Genomic DNA, 17,341 nt, shown 5'->3' on the forward strand with positions numbered 1-17,341 from the left:
TGGACCGAGGACGCGGTCGACCGCGGGAACGGAACGGGGATGTCCGAGGAACGGCTGACCATGCGCGAGCGCGCCGCACTGCTGGTGCTGATGGCGGAGGCGCGCGAGTTGACCAACGCCGAACTCCGGGAACTCGCCGGCTTCACCCTCGACGGCGCGTGCCGCCGCCGCCTCAACGAGCTCGGCCTGGTCATCAGCACCAAGACCGGCCGCGCCTACGTGCACGACCTCACCGACGACGGCGCCGTGCGATGCCAGGCCGAGCTGTCCGTCCAGCGCCCTCCCCGGGCCGGTTACGCCGGTGGAGCCCTCTACGTGGTGCTGGCCGGACTGCGACGCCACCTGGAGGCCACCGGCGGCACGCTCGGCGAGCTCTTCACCGCGGACCTGGGTCACCGGGTCGAGAACGCCTACCTCGTGCTGGCGTCCCGACCCGGCGACGCGGTGCCCCTGCTCGCGCTGCGTGAACACCTCGGCGACGTGCCGACCGACCGACTCGACCGGGCACTGACGGCCCTCGCGGACCGCTCCGACGTCCACCTGCGGGCCGAAGCCGACCAGAAGTCGCTCACCGAGCAGGACAGGCTGGCCGCGTTGGTGCTCGGCGGCAGCCCCCGACACACCCTGATGATCGAGACCGCCGGGTGAACGAGGAGCAGCGCCACGCGCTGTCGTCGGTGCAGTTCGGCTGGGCGGTGACACCGGACGACATCTGGAATCCGATGGACCACCACGTCGACGGCCTGCACCCGCGTGCCGTCGCCACCACCACCCAGGCGGTCGCCTCGGCCGGACGACGTGCGCAGGTCAGCCCGATGGGCATCGTGCTGCGCGGTGAACGGGGTGTGGGCAAGACGCACATGCTGGGCTGGCTCAGACAGCACGTGCAACAGCAAGGCGGGTCGTTCTTCCTGCTCAAGCTCCTCGACGGCTACTCGTTCTGGGCGGGCGCGGTGCACGGCGTGGTCGGCGGCCTGCTCGACCGCCAAGGCGGTCAGTTGGGCCACCTGCTCGGCGAACTCGCCCGCCGCACCGGTCAGGACCGGGAAACCGGCATGCGCCTCACCGGCACGTTGCCCGTGCGCAGGCAGGACATCGACGGCCTGCTCGACGGGCTGCGCTCACTCGACCCCCAGGTCGCGGTCGAGTGCCAGGACACCCTGCGGGCGCTGATCCTGTACCGGGCCAAGGGGAAGGCGTGGGAAGCGGGCAACGCCTACCTCGTCCTGCCCGACGGGGTCGATGCCGTCGACCGCGTCGAGTGGGGGTTCCACGCGCCGTTCCGAGCGCCGCAGTTGCTGCTCGGCGACCTGTCCAGGATCTTCGCCCTGATCGGTCCGGTCGTCATGGCCGTCGACCAGGTCGACAGCGTCATCACCCAGGCTGCCGACTCGCCGGGGGAGGAGTCCCTGGTCGACCGGTTGGCGGACGGGCTCATGCGGGTGCGCGAGGAGACCCGGCGCACCATCGTGGTGGTGGCCTGCCTGCCGCGCTCGTGGGACCTCATCGAGCACCACGCCGTCAACTCCGCGGCCGACCGGTTCCGCGTGCTCGACCTGCGCACCGCGATGCCCAGCGCGGCCGTGGCGACCGCGATCGTGGAACGGCACCTGGGCGGTCTCTACGGCGAGATCGGCTTCACCCCGCCCCACGCCACCTGGCCCGTCCACCCGTCGGCGTTCGCAGGGCCGGACGTGGCCCACTGGACGCCCCGACGGCTGCTGCAACGCGTTGACGAGCACATCCGCCGGTGCCTCACCCACGACGCGGTCGAGGAACTGCGGGACTTCGCCGCCACCGCACCCGAGCCCGCGGTCCAGCCCGCCGTGGACTCGCGGGAAGCGGACGAACTCGATGCCCTCTTCGCCCGACTGCACGACACCGCCGACGTGCTGGCTCCCCTGGACCACCACCGGGAGGACGAGCGCATGCAGGCCTTGCTCGGCGCGGCCCTGCACTGCTTCGTGCTCGAACAAGGTGCCACCGGGCCCGCGCTGACCATCGACGCGTCACGCGGCGGCAACCCGCCCCTGCACGCCCGGCTGCGCCTCACCATCGACGAGGCCGGTGAAGGCGAGGTCCACTGGAGCTTCCGCGCCATCGCCCACACCAACGCCCGCGCCGTGCTCGCGCGGCTCAAGTCGGCGCAACTGGAAGCGGAACTCCACCAGGGCAACGACAAGCGGCACCTGGTCGTGCTGCGCAACACGGCGTTCTCCAGTGGACCCGCCACCAGGGCGGCGCTGGAGGAGTTCCGCTCCGATGGCGGCCTGGACCTGCCGATCGCCGAGAGCGACCTGCGCCGGTTCACCGCCTTGGAGAAGATGCGCGACCAGTCGCCGCCGGGGTTCCTGCCGTGGCTGCTCACCCGCCGCCCCGCGACCTCTTCGCTGCTGCTGACGAGGGCACTGGCCGATCTCGACCACTACGCGGCAACGTCAGTGCCGCAGGCTCGTCAGGACAGCGCCGACCCGGAGCCGGAGTGGCCGGGGGTCAGCGGCACACTGTCCGACGCCATCCCCGACGCCATCCCCGGGTTTCCCGCCGCACCACGCGGATCCGCGACCGCGCCGGGGACGGCCGCCGCCCCTTGGGCACCCGTGACCGCGCCGGGAAAGATCGCCGCACTGCGCGAATCCGCAACCACACCAACGGAATCCGCAACCGCACCCGGCGCTGTGGCGCTGAGCGAATCCGCCGCCTCCGACGAGCCGACCGTGCGCCTGGGCACCGGCATCGTCACCGGCAAGCCGTTCACCGTCCCGCTCACGCTGCTGCGCAAGCACACCGCCGTCTTCGCCGGCAGCGGCTCGGGCAAGACCGTGCTCTTGCGCCGCCTGATCGAAGAGGTCGCCCTGCACGGGGTCTCCTCGATCGTCATCGACACCAACAACGACCTCGCCCGACTGGGCGACCCCTGGCCCTCCCCGCCCGCTCTCTGGGAACCCGGCGACGCCGAACGCGCCGAACGCTACTTGCGCGACACCGACGTGGTCGTCTGGACGCCCCGGCGCGAGGCCGGCAGGCCGCTCACCCTCGACCCGTTGCCCGGCTTCGACCGCGAACCCGACGACCCGGACGAGTTCCGCAGCGCCGTCGACGCCGCCGTGGCCGGGCTGGTGCCGCGCATCAACCTCGGCGGACGCAGGGCCACCACCGGCAGGGCCGTCCTCACCCAGGCCCTGACGCACTTCGTCCGTGACGGGGGAGGCGAGCTGCGGGACTTCCTCGAGTTCCTGGCCGACCTGCCGTCCGGGATCAGCACCGTGCGCGACGCGACGCGCCTCGCGTCCGACATGGCCGATGGCCTCAACGCCGAGATGATCAACGACCCGGTGTTCGGCGGGGCGGGCGAACGGCTGGACCCCGGTGTGCTGCTCACCCCTCCGGCCGGCAAGCGGGCCAGGGTCTCCGTGATCAGCTGCATCGGCCTGCCCAACGACGACCAGCGCCAGACCTTCGTCAACCAGCTCCAGCTCGCCCTGTTCTCGTGGGTCAAGCGCAACCCCGCCAAGGACCGGCCGCTCGGCGGGCTCTTCGTGCTGGACGAGGCCCAGACGTTCGTGTCCTCGCGCACCACCACCGCCTCCACCCAGAGCACGCTGACGCTGGCGTCACAGGCGCGCAAGTACGGGCTGGGCATGGTCTACGCGACGCAGGCCCCCAAGGCGCTGCACAACGTGGTCACCGGCAACGCCGCGACGCAGTTCTTCGGCCTGCTCAACGCCCCCGTTCAGATCCAGGCGGCGACCGACCTGGCCCGTGCCAAGGGCGGTCGCATCGACGACGTCTCCCGCCTGCCCGCCGGCCAGTTCTACGGCGCCACCGAGGGAACCGGGCTGTCCAAGCTCCGGGTGCTGATGTGCCTGAGCCACCACCCGCCCACCGCGTTGACGGAGGAGGAGGTCCTTATGCGGGCCCAGACGTCGGCAGAGGACACCGCGGACGTGCGCGCAGGCTGACCGGCCCCGAGCCTCCGTAAAACCTGTTGGCGACCACGGCGGCCACTGCTATCTTTCCGGCGGCCGTGCGAGAGAACGAGGAGGTGGTACCCGTGAACGTATCGACATGGGTGCTCTCCTCCGGGGTCACGGTCGGACGCTAGGTCGTCCGGGAGCGCCGTTCACGAGCACTCCCGAAAGGCACGACCATGCGATTCACTTCCGAACAGCGCCTCGAAGACGGCGTCCTCGAACGCGAGTTCACCCTCGGCGAGATCCCAGGCATCCTGTGGACGTCCGGATCCGCACCGGCGCCGCTGATCCTGGTCGGCCACCCCGGCGGATTGCGCATGATGTACCCCCGTCTGGTCGCCCGTGCCCGGCACGCCGTGGCGGAGGGCTTCGCCGCGGCCACCATCGAGCTACCCGGGGCCGGTGGCCGACCCCGTTCCGCCGTCACCGAGGACGCCCGCGCCGACCTGCTCCGGGCGCTGGAGGCCGGCGAGCCGGTCGGCGACGGGATCGTCGACCGGCTCGTCCTCCCGCTGGTCGACAAGGCGGTCCCGGAATGGCGGGCCGCCCTGGACGCCCTGCTCCCGCTGCCGGAGATCGGCGGCCCGGTCGGGTACTCGGGCGGGGTGATCTCCATCGGCATCCGGCTGGCGGTGGTCGAGCCGCGCATCTCGGCCGCCGTCCTGTTCGCCGGGAGTTTCGTGCCCCGCGCCGTGTTCGAGGAGGCCCGGCAGGTCACCATCCCGTTGCAGGTCCTGTTGCAGTGGGACGACGAAGGAAACGACCGGCAGCAGGCCCTGGACCTGTTCGACGCCTTGGGCTCCAAGGAGAAGACGCTGCACGCCAACATGGGTGGGCACACCGGCGTCCCGTCGTTCGAGGGTGACGACGCGAACCGGTTCTTCGCCCGGCACCTGAAGTAGGGCCACGACGAGCCTCGACCCGACGTCGGCGAAGGTTCGACGACGTCGGGTCGGCTGGGATCAGATGAAACGCCAGAGGTGGTCGGCGGCGGCGTTGTCGTCGTACAGGACCACCTGCGCGCCGCGGGCGGTGGAGCCGCCGGACAGGCCGAGGACCCGTCCGCCGTTGCCGCACTGGATGCGGAAGTAGCCGTTGCCGCCGTGCCGCAAGCGCCACTTGTGGTCGTTGGTGCCGTTGTCGGCCCATTGCAGCACTCTGGCGTTGTTGGCGTTGGCGCCGTTCTCGACCCCGAGGACCTTGCCGCTGTGGGAGTTCCGCAGCCGGAAGTAGCCGTCGGGGTCGAGAACGGCGGTCCACAGGTGGTCGGCGGTGCCGTTGTCGTCCCACTGCACGGCCAAGCCGCCGTCGGCGGTGGACATGTCCTGCACGCCGAGCACAAGGCCGCTGGCGCGGTTCTGCACGCGGCGGGCCCCGGTGGGAACGAACCGCCACCGGTTGTCGGCCGAGCCGTTGTCGGGGTCCTGCACGGCTTGGGCGCCCTGCGCCGTCGAGGCGTTCAGGATGCCCAGCAGCTTGCCGCTGTTGACGTTGCGCAGCTTGTGCGTGCCGTCGCCGTTGTCCAGCACGGTCCAGCGGTGGTCTGCGGTGCCGGTGTCGCCCCATTGCAGGACGCGGGCGTTGTCGGCGGTGGACATGTTCTCGACGCCGAGCACCTTGCCGCTGTTCAGGTTGCGCAGCCGGACGTTGCTCCCGTCCACGACGACCTGCCAGTTGTGGTCTGCGGTGCCGTTGTCGCTCCACTGCACGGCCAGACCGCCGTCCGAGGTGGACATGTTCTGCACGCCGAGCACAAGGCCGCTGGCGGCGTTGAGCAGCCGGTAGCCGGCCTCGGACCCGCCGCCTCCGCCGCCGCTGGTGTTCCAGTAGACGGTGTAGTTGTAGCCGTGGGCGTCGTGGAACGGCCCGAGGTTGACCGTCGCGCCGTCGGCCTGAGCGGTGAACGCCAACGACGACGTGCTGGTGCGGGTGATGGAGTCGACGTTGAGCGACGGCAGCCGGGACAGGGCGGTGTTGCCGTAGTTGCCCGCCAGGACGGCCGGACCGTACGTGATCGCGGCGACGGCCGGGTTGTCGTTGGCCGCCTGCATGATCACCCGCATGGGCAGGCGCAGGGTGACCGTGTCGCCGGAGGCCCACGTCCTGGTCAGCGAGGCGTAGCTGCCCGGGGTGGTGGTGACGTTCTGGGCGACGCCGTTGACGCTGATGGTGGCGCCGGTCGTCCACGCGGGGATGCGCAGGCGCATCGTCCACGACCCGCCGCCGCCGACGGTGAAGGTGGTGGTGTCGGAGGCCGGGTAGGTCGTGGTCTGGGTGACCGTGATGCCGCGCTCCGACCACGTCAGCACCGACGGGGTGTAGAGGTTCACCGTGAGCGTGGCGCCGTTGTAGAAGTAGATCGAGTTCGCCAGGGACGTGTTGACTTCCAGCGCGGTGCCCTGGCAGCACCAGAAGGTGGTGTAGTCGGTGCTCCAGTTGCCGCCTCCCCACGCGGGCCCGGTGTTGCCCCGCCGGTGGCCGGGGTTGAGGCCGGTGAAGTAGCAGATGTGACCGTGCGGGTCGGCCGGGTTCTGCTGGCCGATCAGGTGGTTGATCAGCGCGCGCTCGTAGTAGTCGAAGTACGCCGCGTTGTCGGGGCTGAGCAGCCACAGCTCGCGGGTCAGCTTGAGCATGTTGTAGGTGTTGCACGCCTCGGCCGTGTCCGTGTTGAGGAAGGTGGCGATGGCGTTCGGCGCGCGGAAGTGCTCGGCCTGGCTGTTGCCGCCGATCACGTAGCTGTGGGCGGCCGTCGTGATGTTCCAGGCATTGCTCGCGATGTCCCGGTAACGGGTGGTGCCGGTGGCCTTGTACTCGCGGGCCGCGCCGATCCACTTGGGCACCTGGGTGTTGGCGTGCAGTCCGCTGAGCTGGTCCCGGTTCGCGGCCAAGGGGTCGAACACGGCGGCGTGGTCGAACCGCTGGGCGGTGGCAAGCCACCGGGCGTCCCCGGTCTGCTGGTACAGGTCGGTCAGCACCGCGTTCATGCCGCCGAACTCGGTGCCCAGCACGCGTTGCATCTGGCTGTACGACAGCCTGGCGGTGCGCCAGTCCACCCAGCCGGCGAACCGCAGCAGCACGTCGCGCGCCTGCGTGCTGCCGATGTAACGCCACACGTCCAGCAGGCCCGCCAGGGTCTTGTGCAGCGAGTAGTACGACACGGACTTCGGGCTGCCCGCCTCCATCGCGTCGAAGTCCGATTCGGGGAACCCGGACAGGTACCCGGTGTTGAACCCGGCCGCCGCGTTGTTCGCCTGGCACTTCGCCAGCTCGGCCACCATGAAGTTGGCCCTGTCCCGGCAAGTGGTGTCGCCGAGCACCGCCCACGCCTGTGCCCACGCGCTGAGGAAGTGCCCCTGGCTGTGGGTGCGGAACGGGAAGTTGGGCGCCTCCCACCCGCCGAGCGCCGCCGCGCCGTTCGTGGACAGCCGGTGGTTCAGCCGGAAGTTGTAGAGCAACCGGTTCACGTCCGCGAAGCGCAGGTAGGACAACGTGCGGTTCTGGTTGTCCAGCCATCGCCCCTGGGTCAGGCGGACCTGGCCCAGGTCGAACGGGTGCGCCGACACGCCGACGTCGCCGCGGACCGGCGGGACCGAGGCCGCGTCGGCCGTTCCGGCGAACAGGGACGGCGCGGTGCTCGCCACCGCGACGACCCCGGCGGCCTGGAGCAATCTGCGTCGGTTCAACGGTGTGGACGACATGGGACTCCTGTCATCGGTTGCATCGGTTGTTTCGGACGTCGTGACGGGCACGGTGGCGTCGGGGTCGGGTGTTCGCGGGGTGCGGTCGAAGGTCCGCTCGGTGCGTCAGGGTGTGGTGAGGTCGAACTTGCGCACGGTGACGGAGCCGCCGATGGCTTGGGTGGCGTGGTTGAAGATGCCGAAGCGGTAGCCCATGAAGAACTGCCAGGCGTTGTTGAGCGTGAACGCCGGTCCGAGCGACGAGAAGTTCACGCCGTCGGTGCTGTAGGAGAAGCGGGCGACGCGGTTGGAGCCGGGTTGGATGTCGGCGTTGACCCGCAACCAGATCCGGCCGCCGCTGACCGCCGCGCTCGCTGCTTCGGCGCCTGTGTTCGTGGTGCGCCAGCTGCTGTCCATGGCGAGGCCGTTCGTCATGGACACGCGGGTCTGGCCGTTGTCGCGTTTGACGCCGATCCACGCCGAGGACTGGCGCAGCATGGCGAGGCCGGACCGGTCACCGTCGCGCATGGTGCTGTAGTCGAGCTCGATGGTGGCGGTGGAGGTCGGTCCCTGGATGCGGTGGGTCAGCGTGTTGCGGGCCGCGTACAGGTCGTTGGTGACGGTGGCCGTCCGCAACGTGAGCCCGTTGTTCACCGAGTACCGGGCAGTGTCCGGGTCGTGGTTCCACTCCCACTGCGGTCCGAGCGCCGTGCCGGCGAACGTGTCGGTCCCGGTGAGGGGTTTCACCGGCCGTGTCGGCAGCGGAGCGGGGTAGTTCACGCCCCACCGTCCGTTGACCGTCTGCAACGTCGGCCAGCCGTCGGCGGTCCAGGTGATCGGGGCGAGGGCGGGTACCCGGCCGCCGGGGTAGGCGTCGACGAAGGACATGTAGTGCCAGTCGCCGTTCTGCGTCTGCACCAGGCTGCCCTGGTGGGGCACGCCACCACCGGGGATCGGGCCGGGCAGGTCGAGCAGCACCTGCCGCAACGTGTAGGGCCCGAACGGGTTGCTGGCCTTGAGGACGTACTGCCCGTTGGCCGGTCGGGTCAGCCAGATGTAGTAGCTGCCGTTGCGCTTGTAGAACCGTGCCCCCTCCAGCGTCCCGATGTTCGAGGGCGTCTGGAACACCTGCTGTGCGCGGACTTGCGTGCGGCCATCGGCGGACAGCTGGGCAACGCTGATAGTGCCGTTGCCGTAGGCGACGTACATCGTGTCGTTGTCGTCGATGAGCATGCCGGCGTCGTAGTAGCAGTTGTCGATCTGGGCGTGCCGGTTCCACTGCCCGTCGACGCTGGTGGCGGTGTAGATGTAGGTGTCGTTGAAGTCGATGCACCCGGCCCAGTAGTAGGTGCGGTTGCTCGCCCGGTATTGCAGGGTCGACGCCCAGATGCCGTTGACGTAGGCCCGTTGGCCGTTGGTCAGGTCGTACTTGGCGCCGAAGTCCAGCGACGGCACGGAGTGGCCGGCGAACTCCCAGTTGACCAGGTCGTAGGAACGCAGGATCGGCGCGCCGGGGGAGTAGTGCATCGTGGACGCGGTCATGTAGTACACGTCTCCGACGCGGATGACCTCGACGTCGGCGAAGTCCTGCCACACCACCGGGTTGGTGTACTGCCCGCCCGGTGCAGGGGTGGTCGTCGTGGTGGTGGGGTTGCCGCCACCGACGCGCACCAACTGCCACTGCTGGTTCGCGCCACCCCAGTCGCTGTACTGGACGATGTTCCCGCCGTCGTTGGTGGCCGCGTTCTGCACCTCGACCGCCTTGTTGCTGTTGCGGTTGATCAGGCGGACGTGGCCGCCGTCGGAGTCGGCGAGGCGGAACTGCTGGTTGGCGCCGTTGTGGTCGGTCCACTGCTGGATCGCGGCGCCGTCGGCGGTGGACGAGTTCGGCACGTCGAGGACCTTGCCGGAGTGCTTGGACTTGAGCCGGTAGTAGCCGCCGCCGGAGTCGACGAACTGCCACTGCTGGTTCGCGCCGTCACTCCGGGTCCACTGGGTGATGCGGCCGCCGTCGGCGGTGGAGAGGTTGTAGACGTCCAACGCCTTGCCGCTGTTGCGGTTCACCAGCACGTACCAGGCGTTGGTGTCGACGGTGGCCGCGGAGCTGGTCGCCGAGCCGAAGACGACCATCACACCGCCGAGCACGACCGCGGCCATGACCGCGGCCATCCTCGACAACCGGCCACGCCTGCGCGCCAAGCGTCGTGGGAGTTCATCGGGGACGGACATGACTGCTCCTTACCCGCCGCTTCGGGCGGTGTGCGGCCCGGCGCCCCGCACGGGTGTGCGGGGCGCCGGGAGCGGTCAGCGTTGCAGTGTCAACACGCCCGGGCGGTACGGCAGCAGGCCGTAGTCCACGCCGTTGGAGCGGGGGTCGCGGCCCTGGTAGAGCAACTGGAGGTTGCAGGGGTCGATGGTCTTGGTCTGGTCGGCGTTGGTGCGGATCAGGTCGCCGTGGCTGATGTCGTTGGTCCAGGTGGCGCCGCTGTTGGCCTTGCCCGCGAAGGGGTTGCCCTCGGTGGCGGCCTGCGGGGTCCACGAGCCGCTCAGGCTGCTGGACGTGAACGAGCGGAAGTAGCGGCCGTTGGACCCGATCGCCTCGACGATCATGAGGTACTGGTTCTGGCCTTGGACCTTGTAGACCTCAGGGGCTTCGAACAGGTTGTTCGTCGTGTCGCTCATGATCGTGGTGTAGGACGAGCCGAAGCTGCTCGGGAAGTTCCCGAGCGGCATGACCTGGCGGTAGATCTTGCCGTTGTCACCGGCGAAGAACAGGTACATGTTCTGGCCGTCGCCGATGAGCGTCTGGTCGATGGGTCCCGTGCCGGAGCCGGTGATACTGGCCGTGGACAGCACCTGCTGCGCCGACCACCCGTTCGGGTTGGTGGGGTCGGTCGACGTCCGGTAGCTGAACGCGGTGCCACCCCACTGGTAGGCGAGCACCCAGATGTTCTTCGGGGCGAAGTAGAGCAGCGTGGGCGCGACGGTGCCGATGTTCATGGCCTGCTGGGGCGCCGAGGCCATGTCGGACCAGTTGCTGAAGAGCCCGAAGTTCATCGACCCCCAGGACGTTCCCGTGTCGTGGGTCGTGCCGTAGACCAGGTGCTTGCCGTTGTGCGGCACGTAGGTGAAGTCCTTGAGCGAGACCCAGCCCGACCTCGGGTTCGCCAGCACGCCCGTCGACGACCAGCGGTAGGTCGACGGAAGGGAGCACTGGCCGGGGTTCGTGGTCGTCGTGGTGGTGGGACCGCCGCCGCCGACGCGGACGAGCTGCCACTGCTGGTTGGCGCCGCCCCAGTCGCTGTACTGGACGACGTTGCCGCCGTCGGCCGTGGACGCGCCCTGGACCTCGAGGGCCTTGTTGCTGTTGCGGTTGATGAGCCGCACGTGGCCGCCGTCGGAGTCCGCCAAGCGGAACTGCTGGTTGGTGCCGTTGTGGTCGGCCCACTGCACGATGGCCGCGCCATCTGCGGTGGAGAAGTTGTGGACGTCCAGGACCTTGCCCGAGAGCCGCGACTTCACCCGGTAGTAGCCGCCGCCGGAGTCCACGAACTGCCACTGCTGCTGGTTGCCGTCGTTGCGGGCCCACTGCGTGATGCGCGCGCCGTCGTTGGTGGCGAGGTTGTAGACGTCCAACGCCTTGCCGCTGTTGCGGTTCACCAGCACGTACCAGGCGGTCGTGTCCACAGTCGCCGCGGACGCGGTCGGCGTGCCGAGAGCCGTCATCAGGCCACCGAGCAGCACGGTGATGACGGCGACGGCGACACCCGCCAGACGACGGCTTCGGCGGATTCGCGGAACGGTGGTGGGTGGGGCTTGGCCTGACCCGGCCATGGGCGTGCTCCTCTTCTTCGAGGTGGGGGTTGGGTGCCCGTGCGGCGGGCGGTTGCCCGCCGCACGGGAGGGGTGGACCGGATCAGCCGACGCGCAGGAGCTGCCACTGCTGGTTGGCGCCGCCCCAGTCGCTGTACTGCACGACGTTGCCGCCGTCGGCGGTGGAGGCGCCCTGGACTTCGACCGCCTTGCCGCTGTTGCGGTTGATCAGCCGGATGTAGCCGCTCGCGTCGACCACGCGGAACTGCTGGTTGCTGCCGTTGCCGTCGGCCCACTGCACGATGGCCGCGCCGTCTGCGGTGGAGAAGTTGTGGACGTCCAGCACCTTGCCCGAGAGCCGCGACTTCACCCGGTAGTAGCCGCCGCCGGAGTCCACGAACTGCCACTGCTGCTGGTTGCCGTCGTTGCGGCTCCACTGCGTGATACGCGCGCCGTCGTTGGTGGCGAGGTTGTAGACGTCCAACGCCTTGCCGCTGTTGCGGTTCACCAGCACGTACCACGCGGTCGTGTCGATGACCCCGGGCGGGTTGGAGCCCTCGTTGAGGGCGTTGAGCACGGCGGTGTACGCGGCCTTCTTGTTGCCGGAGGCGTCGAACAGCAGCGGGTTCTGCCCGGTCCGCCACGAGTCGCTGTCGCGGATGCCCCAGACGGTGATGCCGGTGCAGCGGGCGATGGCGAGGCACGCGCGGGTGACGGCGGCGTAGGCGTTGGCCTGGTTGGAGCCGGAGATGTCCAGCTCGGTGATCTGCACGTCGACGCCGAGGTCGGCGAACCGCTTGAGGTTGGCCTGGAAGTCCGACGGCGCCGAGTTGGTCAGGTGGGCTTGGAAGCCGACGCAGTCGATCGGCACGCCGCGCGCCTTGAAGTCGCGCACCATGTTGTAGATGCCGGTGGACTTCGCGTTGATGCCGTCGGTGTTGTAGTCGTTGTAGCAGAGCTTCGCGCCGGGATCGGCGGCACGTGCGGCCCGGAAGGACGCCTCGATCCAGTCGTTGCCGGTGCGCTGGAGGTTGGAGTCACGACGCCCACCGCTGGTGCCGTCGGCGAACGCCTCGTTCACCACGTCCCAGGAGTGGATCTTGCCCCGGTAGTAGGTCGCGACGCGCGTGACGTGGTTGAGCAACGCCTGGCGCAGCGCCGAACCCTCCATGCGCTGCATCCAGCCGGGCTGTTGGGCGTGCCACGCCAGGGTGTGGCCGCGCACCTTCATGCCGCGGCTGATGGCGTGGTTGACGATCCGGTCGCCGTTGGTGAACGTGAACTGGCCCTGGTTGGGCTCGGTCGCGTCCATCTTCATCTCGTTCTCGGCGGTGACGCTGTTGAACTCGCGGTTCAGGATGGTCGAGTACGTGCTGTCGCCGAGCCTCCCGGCCGCGACGGCGGCGCCGAAGTACCGGCCCTTCTCCGCCGCCGAGGCGCCCAGCGTCGTACCCGCCAGGGCGCGGCCGTCGAACGCCACCGTCATCATGGTGGCGACGAGTCCCGCGACGAGCAGCAACGCCGTTGTTATCGGTCGACGCGTCGGCGTCGGCCGAATGGCCGCTCGTAGTGAATGGCTCATCACGTGTCCTCACGAATCAGAACACCGCTGATCTTGGTGTTAGCGCTAACAATTGTGAGTTGAAGTTGCCCCGGCTGAAATCGGAACGCAGTGGGGCGCGTTAGTCGTCACGCGAGTACCTGTCGCGTCTTCAGACTGTGAACGATGACACACGCTGGGTCAAGACGTCACGCAAATGTTTCGGACAGGTCGGGGACGTGTCCAGGTCGAACGCTGTTCGACAGTGAAATCCGCCTACGGAGCTAAAGTTAGCGCAAACAATTTAGCTCTCGGCGCAGCATTGCGAACATCAGCGGCAATGGGGCGATGAGCAGCAGCGATCCGGCGCAGAGCAGGGGCACGTCCGTGCCCCACCGGCCTTGGGGCGCGCCGAGCGCACCCGCCGCCGTCCGTCGCGCGGGGTCGTCCACCAGCACGATCGACAGCAGGAAGTGGTTCCACGTCCAGACGGCCGGTGGAGGTGCTCTTCGCGGCGGCGGAGCGGCGGACCCGGCCCAAGGGCGCACCTGTCGTGCACCGCGTGCCGATGTCCGTCCAGCTCGGCGACTCGGTCGCGCTCGTGCCCGCACCGACGCGGCAGAGCTGTCGCAGGAGCGTTGTTCACGCTCACAGGCCGAAGCGAAGGTCGGGTCCCGTTCAAGCGGCTGAACGGAGTAATCTCCGGCCTAAATGCTCCCCCTGCTGCATGAATGGGGTGCAGTTTGAGCGCCCTGGACCGTACTGCCGGGCCAATCTAGCTAAAGTTAGCGCTCACAATTTTAGCTTTGACCGCGCTGTCGGGACGTGGTTACTGTGGCGTCACAGCCAAGGCCGCTCCGCTTTCCCGGCGTGATCCCGCCGCGCTGAGCGCCGTCAATGTCGACGTGGGGAATTCCGATGCGACGAATCCCAGGGCTCCACCTTGCCGTGGCGGCAGTCATGGCGCTTGGCGTGCTCACCGCGGCACCGGTCGCCACCCCCGTCGCGCAGGCCGCGCCCGGCAGCACGGCGCTCACCCCGCCGATGGGGTGGAACAGCTGGAACAGCTTCGGTTGCGGCATCACCGAGGGGCAGGTCCGGCAGGCCGCCGACGCGATGGTGTCCTCCGGGATGCGCGACGCCGGCTACCAGTACGTGGTCGTGGACGACTGCTGGTTCGACCCGAACCGCGACAGCGCGGGCAACCTGCGTGCCCACCCGACGAAGTTCCCCAGCGGCATGAAGGCGTTGGGCGACTACATCCACGCGCGGGGACTGAAGTTCGGGATCTACCAGGCGCCCAACGAGAAGACCTGCGCGCAGGGCGTCGGCACCCACCCCGGTTCCACGGGCAGCAAGGGGCACGAGGTCCAGGACGCCCGGTCGTTCGCCTCGTGGGGTGTGGACTACCTCAAGTACGACTGGTGCTCGGGCAGCGGCACCCGGGACGAGCAGATCGCCCGGTTCACGATCATGCGCGACGCGCTGCGCGCCACCGGCCGTCCGATCGTCTACAGCATCAACTCCAACAGCTTCCACGCGCCGACGGGCGACAAGTACGACTGGGGCGAGGTCGCCGACCTGTGGCGGACGACCGAAGACCTGCTCGACATCTGGCAGAACGGCAACACCAACAGCTACCCCATGGGTGTGGGCAACGTCCTCGACGTCACCGCGCCGCTGGCCGCGCAGACCGGTCCGGGCAACTGGAACGACCCCGACATGCTTGTCGTCGGCCGCCCCGGCTTGACGCTGACCGAGTCCCGCACCCACTTCGCCCTGTGGGCGTTGATGGCCTCACCCCTCATGGCGGGCAACGACATCCGGTCCATGTCGGCCGACATCAGCGCCACCTTGCGCAACGCGCGACTGATCGCGGTGAACCAGGACCGGCTCGGCGCGGGCGGGCGGCGCGTGCGCGACGACGGCAACGCCGAGGTCTTCGCCAAGTCCCTGTCCGACGGTTCGGTGGCAGTCGGCCTGATCAACCGGGGCAGCGGCACCGCCACCATCACCACGACGGCGGCGCAGGTCGGCCTGGCCGGCGGTTCGTTCACCCTCACCGACCTGTGGACGGGCGCCGCGTCCGGCAGCGCCGGCCAGATCTCGGCGAGCGTCCCGGCGCACGGCTCGGCCGTCTTCCGGGTGTCCGGCGGCACGCCGTCGGCCGCCACGACCTCGCGCCTGCGCGGCACCGGCTCGGGCCGCTGCGTGGACGTGGACAACGCCTCGTCCGCCTCCGGCACGGCCACCCTCATCTGGGACTGCCACACCGCGGCCAACCAGCTGTGGACGACGTGGGCGAACGGTGAGATCCGCGTCTTCGGCGACAAGTGCCTCGACGCCTACAACCAGGGCACGGCCAACGGCACCCGCGTGATCATCTGGTCGTGCAACGGCCAGGCGAACCAGCGTTGGACGTTCCAGACCGACGGTTCCGTCCGCAACGCCCAAGCCGGGCTCTGCCTGGACGTCAACCAGGCGGCCACCGCCAACGGGTCCACCTTGATCCTCTGGACGTGCAACGGACAGGCCAACCAGAAGTGGACCCGCGTCTGACGAGGCACAGCACACGCCGGCCGACCCGTCACCCGACACCGGGAGCAGCACCGTGCTCACCTACCACCAGCCCGTGATCGGTGGCTCCCTCCCGGACCCGAGCGTGTGCCGGGTGGGCGAGGACTACTACCTGGTGTGCTCCAGCTTCGAGTACTTCCCGGGCGTGCCGATCTTCCACAGCCAGCCGACCGGGTGGGCTGTCCGCACCCTCTCCCACCGGCCGACCGGTGCCGTTCCTGGAGGTTCATCATGAAGTCGACGCCGTTGTCCTCGGCGATCCCGCGGCGGGTGGGCGCCCTGCTCACCGCGATCCTCTGCGTCCTGGCGCTCGCGCCCGCGATGGCCAAGGCCGACAACCCGATCGTGCAACACGTCTACACCGCAGACCCGGCGCCATTGGTCCACAACGGACGCGTGTACCTCTACACAGGACACGACGAGGACGGCTCGACCTGGTTCACCATGAAGGAGTGGCGGGTCTGGTCCTCCGGAGACATGGTGAACTGGACCGACCACGGTTCGCCGATGAACGTCGGCACGTTCGCCTGGGCGAGCAAGGACGCGTGGGCGGGCCAGGCGATCGAGCGCAACGGCAAGTTCTACTGGTACGTGCCCGTCGTCAACCGCGCCACCGGCCGCATGGCCATCGGCGTCGGTGTCGCCGACAGCCCCGCCGGCCCGTTCCGCGACGCGATCGGCCGACCGCTGGTGGAGAACGGTGAGATCGACCCGACCGTCTTCATCGACGACAACGGCCAGGCGTACTTGTACTGGGGCAACCCGAACCTGTGGTACGTGCGGCTCAACGCCGACATGACCTCCTTCTCCGGCAGTCCCACGCGGATCCCGCTCACCACGGCGGGCTTCGGTTCGCGCACCGGAGACGCCGCCAGGCCGACCCTCTACGAGGAAGGCCCGTGGGTCTACAAGCGCAACGGCTTGTACTACAACGTGTTCGCGGCCAAGTGCTGCTCGGAGTTCATCGCCTACTCGACCGCGCCCAGCCCGACCGGGCCGTGGACCTACCGCGGCACGATCATGCCCACGCAAGGCAGCAGCTTCACCAACCACGCCGGGATCATCGACTTCAAGGGCAGCTCCTACTTCTTCTACCACAACGGCGCTCTGCCGGGCGGTGGCGGCTTCACCCGGTCCGTGGCGGTGGAGAGGTTCAACTACAACGCCGACGGCACGATCCCGACCATCAACATGACGACGGGCGGCGCACCGCAGGCGGGCACGCTCAACCCGTTCGTCCGCCAGGAGGCCGAGACGATCGCCTGGGGTTCGGGCATCGAGACCGAGCCGTCTGCCGAGGGCGGCATGAACGTGGGCTGGATCGAGAACGGCGACTACACCAAGGTCAAGGGCGCCGCGTTCGGCGGCGGCGCGAGGTCGTTCAGCGCACGGGTCGCTTCCGGCACCGCCGGCGGCGCGATCGAGGTCCGACTGGACAGCCCGAGCGGGGCGGTGGTGGGACGTTGCGGCGTCTCGGGCACCGGAGGTTGGCAGAACTGGACCACGGTCTCCTGCCCGATCAGCGGCGCGACGGGCACTCGCGACCTCTACCTCCGGTTCACCGGCGGCAGCGGCTACCTGTTCAACGTCAACTGGTGGCAGTTCACCGCGTAGCAAGGGTTCTTGACGGCCCTTGTGACACAGCTTACTGTCGTGAGCGTTAACAATCGGCGTCGAGCGCGAAAGTTTCGGTCGCAGGCTGGGGCCGGCTCTCGACCCCGGTTCACACGATCGCCGGCCTGCGGTAGCCAATCGCACGG

Annotated in this window: 10 protein-coding genes; 6 read left to right on the forward strand and 4 right to left on the reverse strand. The window is 69.2% G+C overall.

All coding sequences use genetic code 11. The annotated features are described in order from the left end of the window. Positions 1-39: 39 nt before the first annotated feature. The 3 genes from F4560_RS03610 to F4560_RS03620 all read left to right on the forward strand — a co-directional run bounded on the left by F4560_RS03610 (position 40) and on the right by F4560_RS03620 (position 4,876). Positions 40-648, forward strand: a complete 609-nt coding sequence (locus F4560_RS03610) for a hypothetical protein (RefSeq protein ID WP_184916191.1) — start codon at positions 40-42, stop codon at positions 646-648. Beyond that, the gene (locus F4560_RS03615) at positions 645-3,962 is read left to right on the forward strand and encodes an ATP-binding protein (RefSeq protein WP_312868345.1); all 3,318 of its coding nucleotides are present in this window, start codon (positions 645-647) and stop codon (positions 3,960-3,962) included. Before F4560_RS03610 ends, F4560_RS03615 begins: the two co-directional genes overlap by 4 nt. A 188-nt stretch (positions 3,963-4,150) precedes the next feature. Further along, on the forward strand, positions 4,151-4,876 hold the full coding sequence (locus tag F4560_RS03620; protein WP_184916194.1) for a dienelactone hydrolase family protein: 726 nt from the start codon (positions 4,151-4,153) through the stop codon (positions 4,874-4,876). Positions 4,877-4,936: 60 nt separating this feature from the next. Here F4560_RS03620 and F4560_RS03625 read toward each other — a convergent pair whose 3' ends face one another. The 4 genes from F4560_RS03625 to F4560_RS44000 form a co-directional block, all read right to left on the reverse strand. Next, positions 4,937-7,672, reverse strand: a complete 2,736-nt coding sequence (locus F4560_RS03625) for a beta-L-arabinofuranosidase domain-containing protein (protein WP_184916197.1) — start codon at positions 7,670-7,672, stop codon at positions 4,937-4,939. Between the two features lie 105 nt (positions 7,673-7,777). Then, entirely contained in the window at positions 7,778-9,880 is a 2,103-nt protein-coding gene (locus F4560_RS03630) for a family 43 glycosylhydrolase (protein ID WP_184916200.1), read from the reverse strand. 75 nt (positions 9,881-9,955) lie between these two features. Next, a complete protein-coding gene (locus F4560_RS03635; RefSeq protein ID WP_184916202.1) occupies positions 9,956-11,485 on the reverse strand; it encodes a non-reducing end alpha-L-arabinofuranosidase family hydrolase in 1,530 nt (509 codons plus the stop codon). Positions 11,486-11,567: 82 nt separating this feature from the next. After that, on the reverse strand, positions 11,568-13,046 hold the full coding sequence (locus F4560_RS44000) for an endo-1,4-beta-xylanase (protein WP_184916205.1): 1,479 nt from the start codon (positions 13,044-13,046) through the stop codon (positions 11,568-11,570). Between the two features lie 876 nt (positions 13,047-13,922). On the opposite strand from F4560_RS44000, the gene F4560_RS03645 reads away from it, so the two are divergent. Genes F4560_RS03645 through F4560_RS03655 form a run of 3 tightly spaced genes read left to right on the forward strand, consistent with a single transcriptional unit; the run spans position 13,923 to position 17,195 of the window. Beyond that, positions 13,923-15,563: a glycoside hydrolase family 27 protein gene (locus F4560_RS03645; protein ID WP_184916208.1), complete on the forward strand. Its 1,641-nt coding sequence runs from the start codon at positions 13,923-13,925 to the stop codon at positions 15,561-15,563. Positions 15,564-15,615: 52 nt separating this feature from the next. Next, positions 15,616-15,816 carry a family 43 glycosylhydrolase gene (locus F4560_RS45380; protein WP_312868348.1) on the forward strand — a complete coding sequence of 67 codons (201 nt, stop codon included), beginning with the start codon at positions 15,616-15,618 and terminating at the stop codon, positions 15,814-15,816. Beyond that, a complete protein-coding gene (locus F4560_RS03655) occupies positions 15,813-17,195 on the forward strand; it encodes a glycoside hydrolase family 43 protein (protein WP_184916210.1) in 1,383 nt (460 codons plus the stop codon). Before F4560_RS45380 ends, F4560_RS03655 begins: the two co-directional genes overlap by 4 nt. The last annotated feature ends 146 nt before the right edge of the window (positions 17,196-17,341 follow it).

Source organism: Saccharothrix ecbatanensis, assembly GCF_014205015.1.
Classification (GTDB): domain Bacteria; phylum Actinomycetota; class Actinomycetes; order Mycobacteriales; family Pseudonocardiaceae; genus Actinosynnema; species Actinosynnema ecbatanense.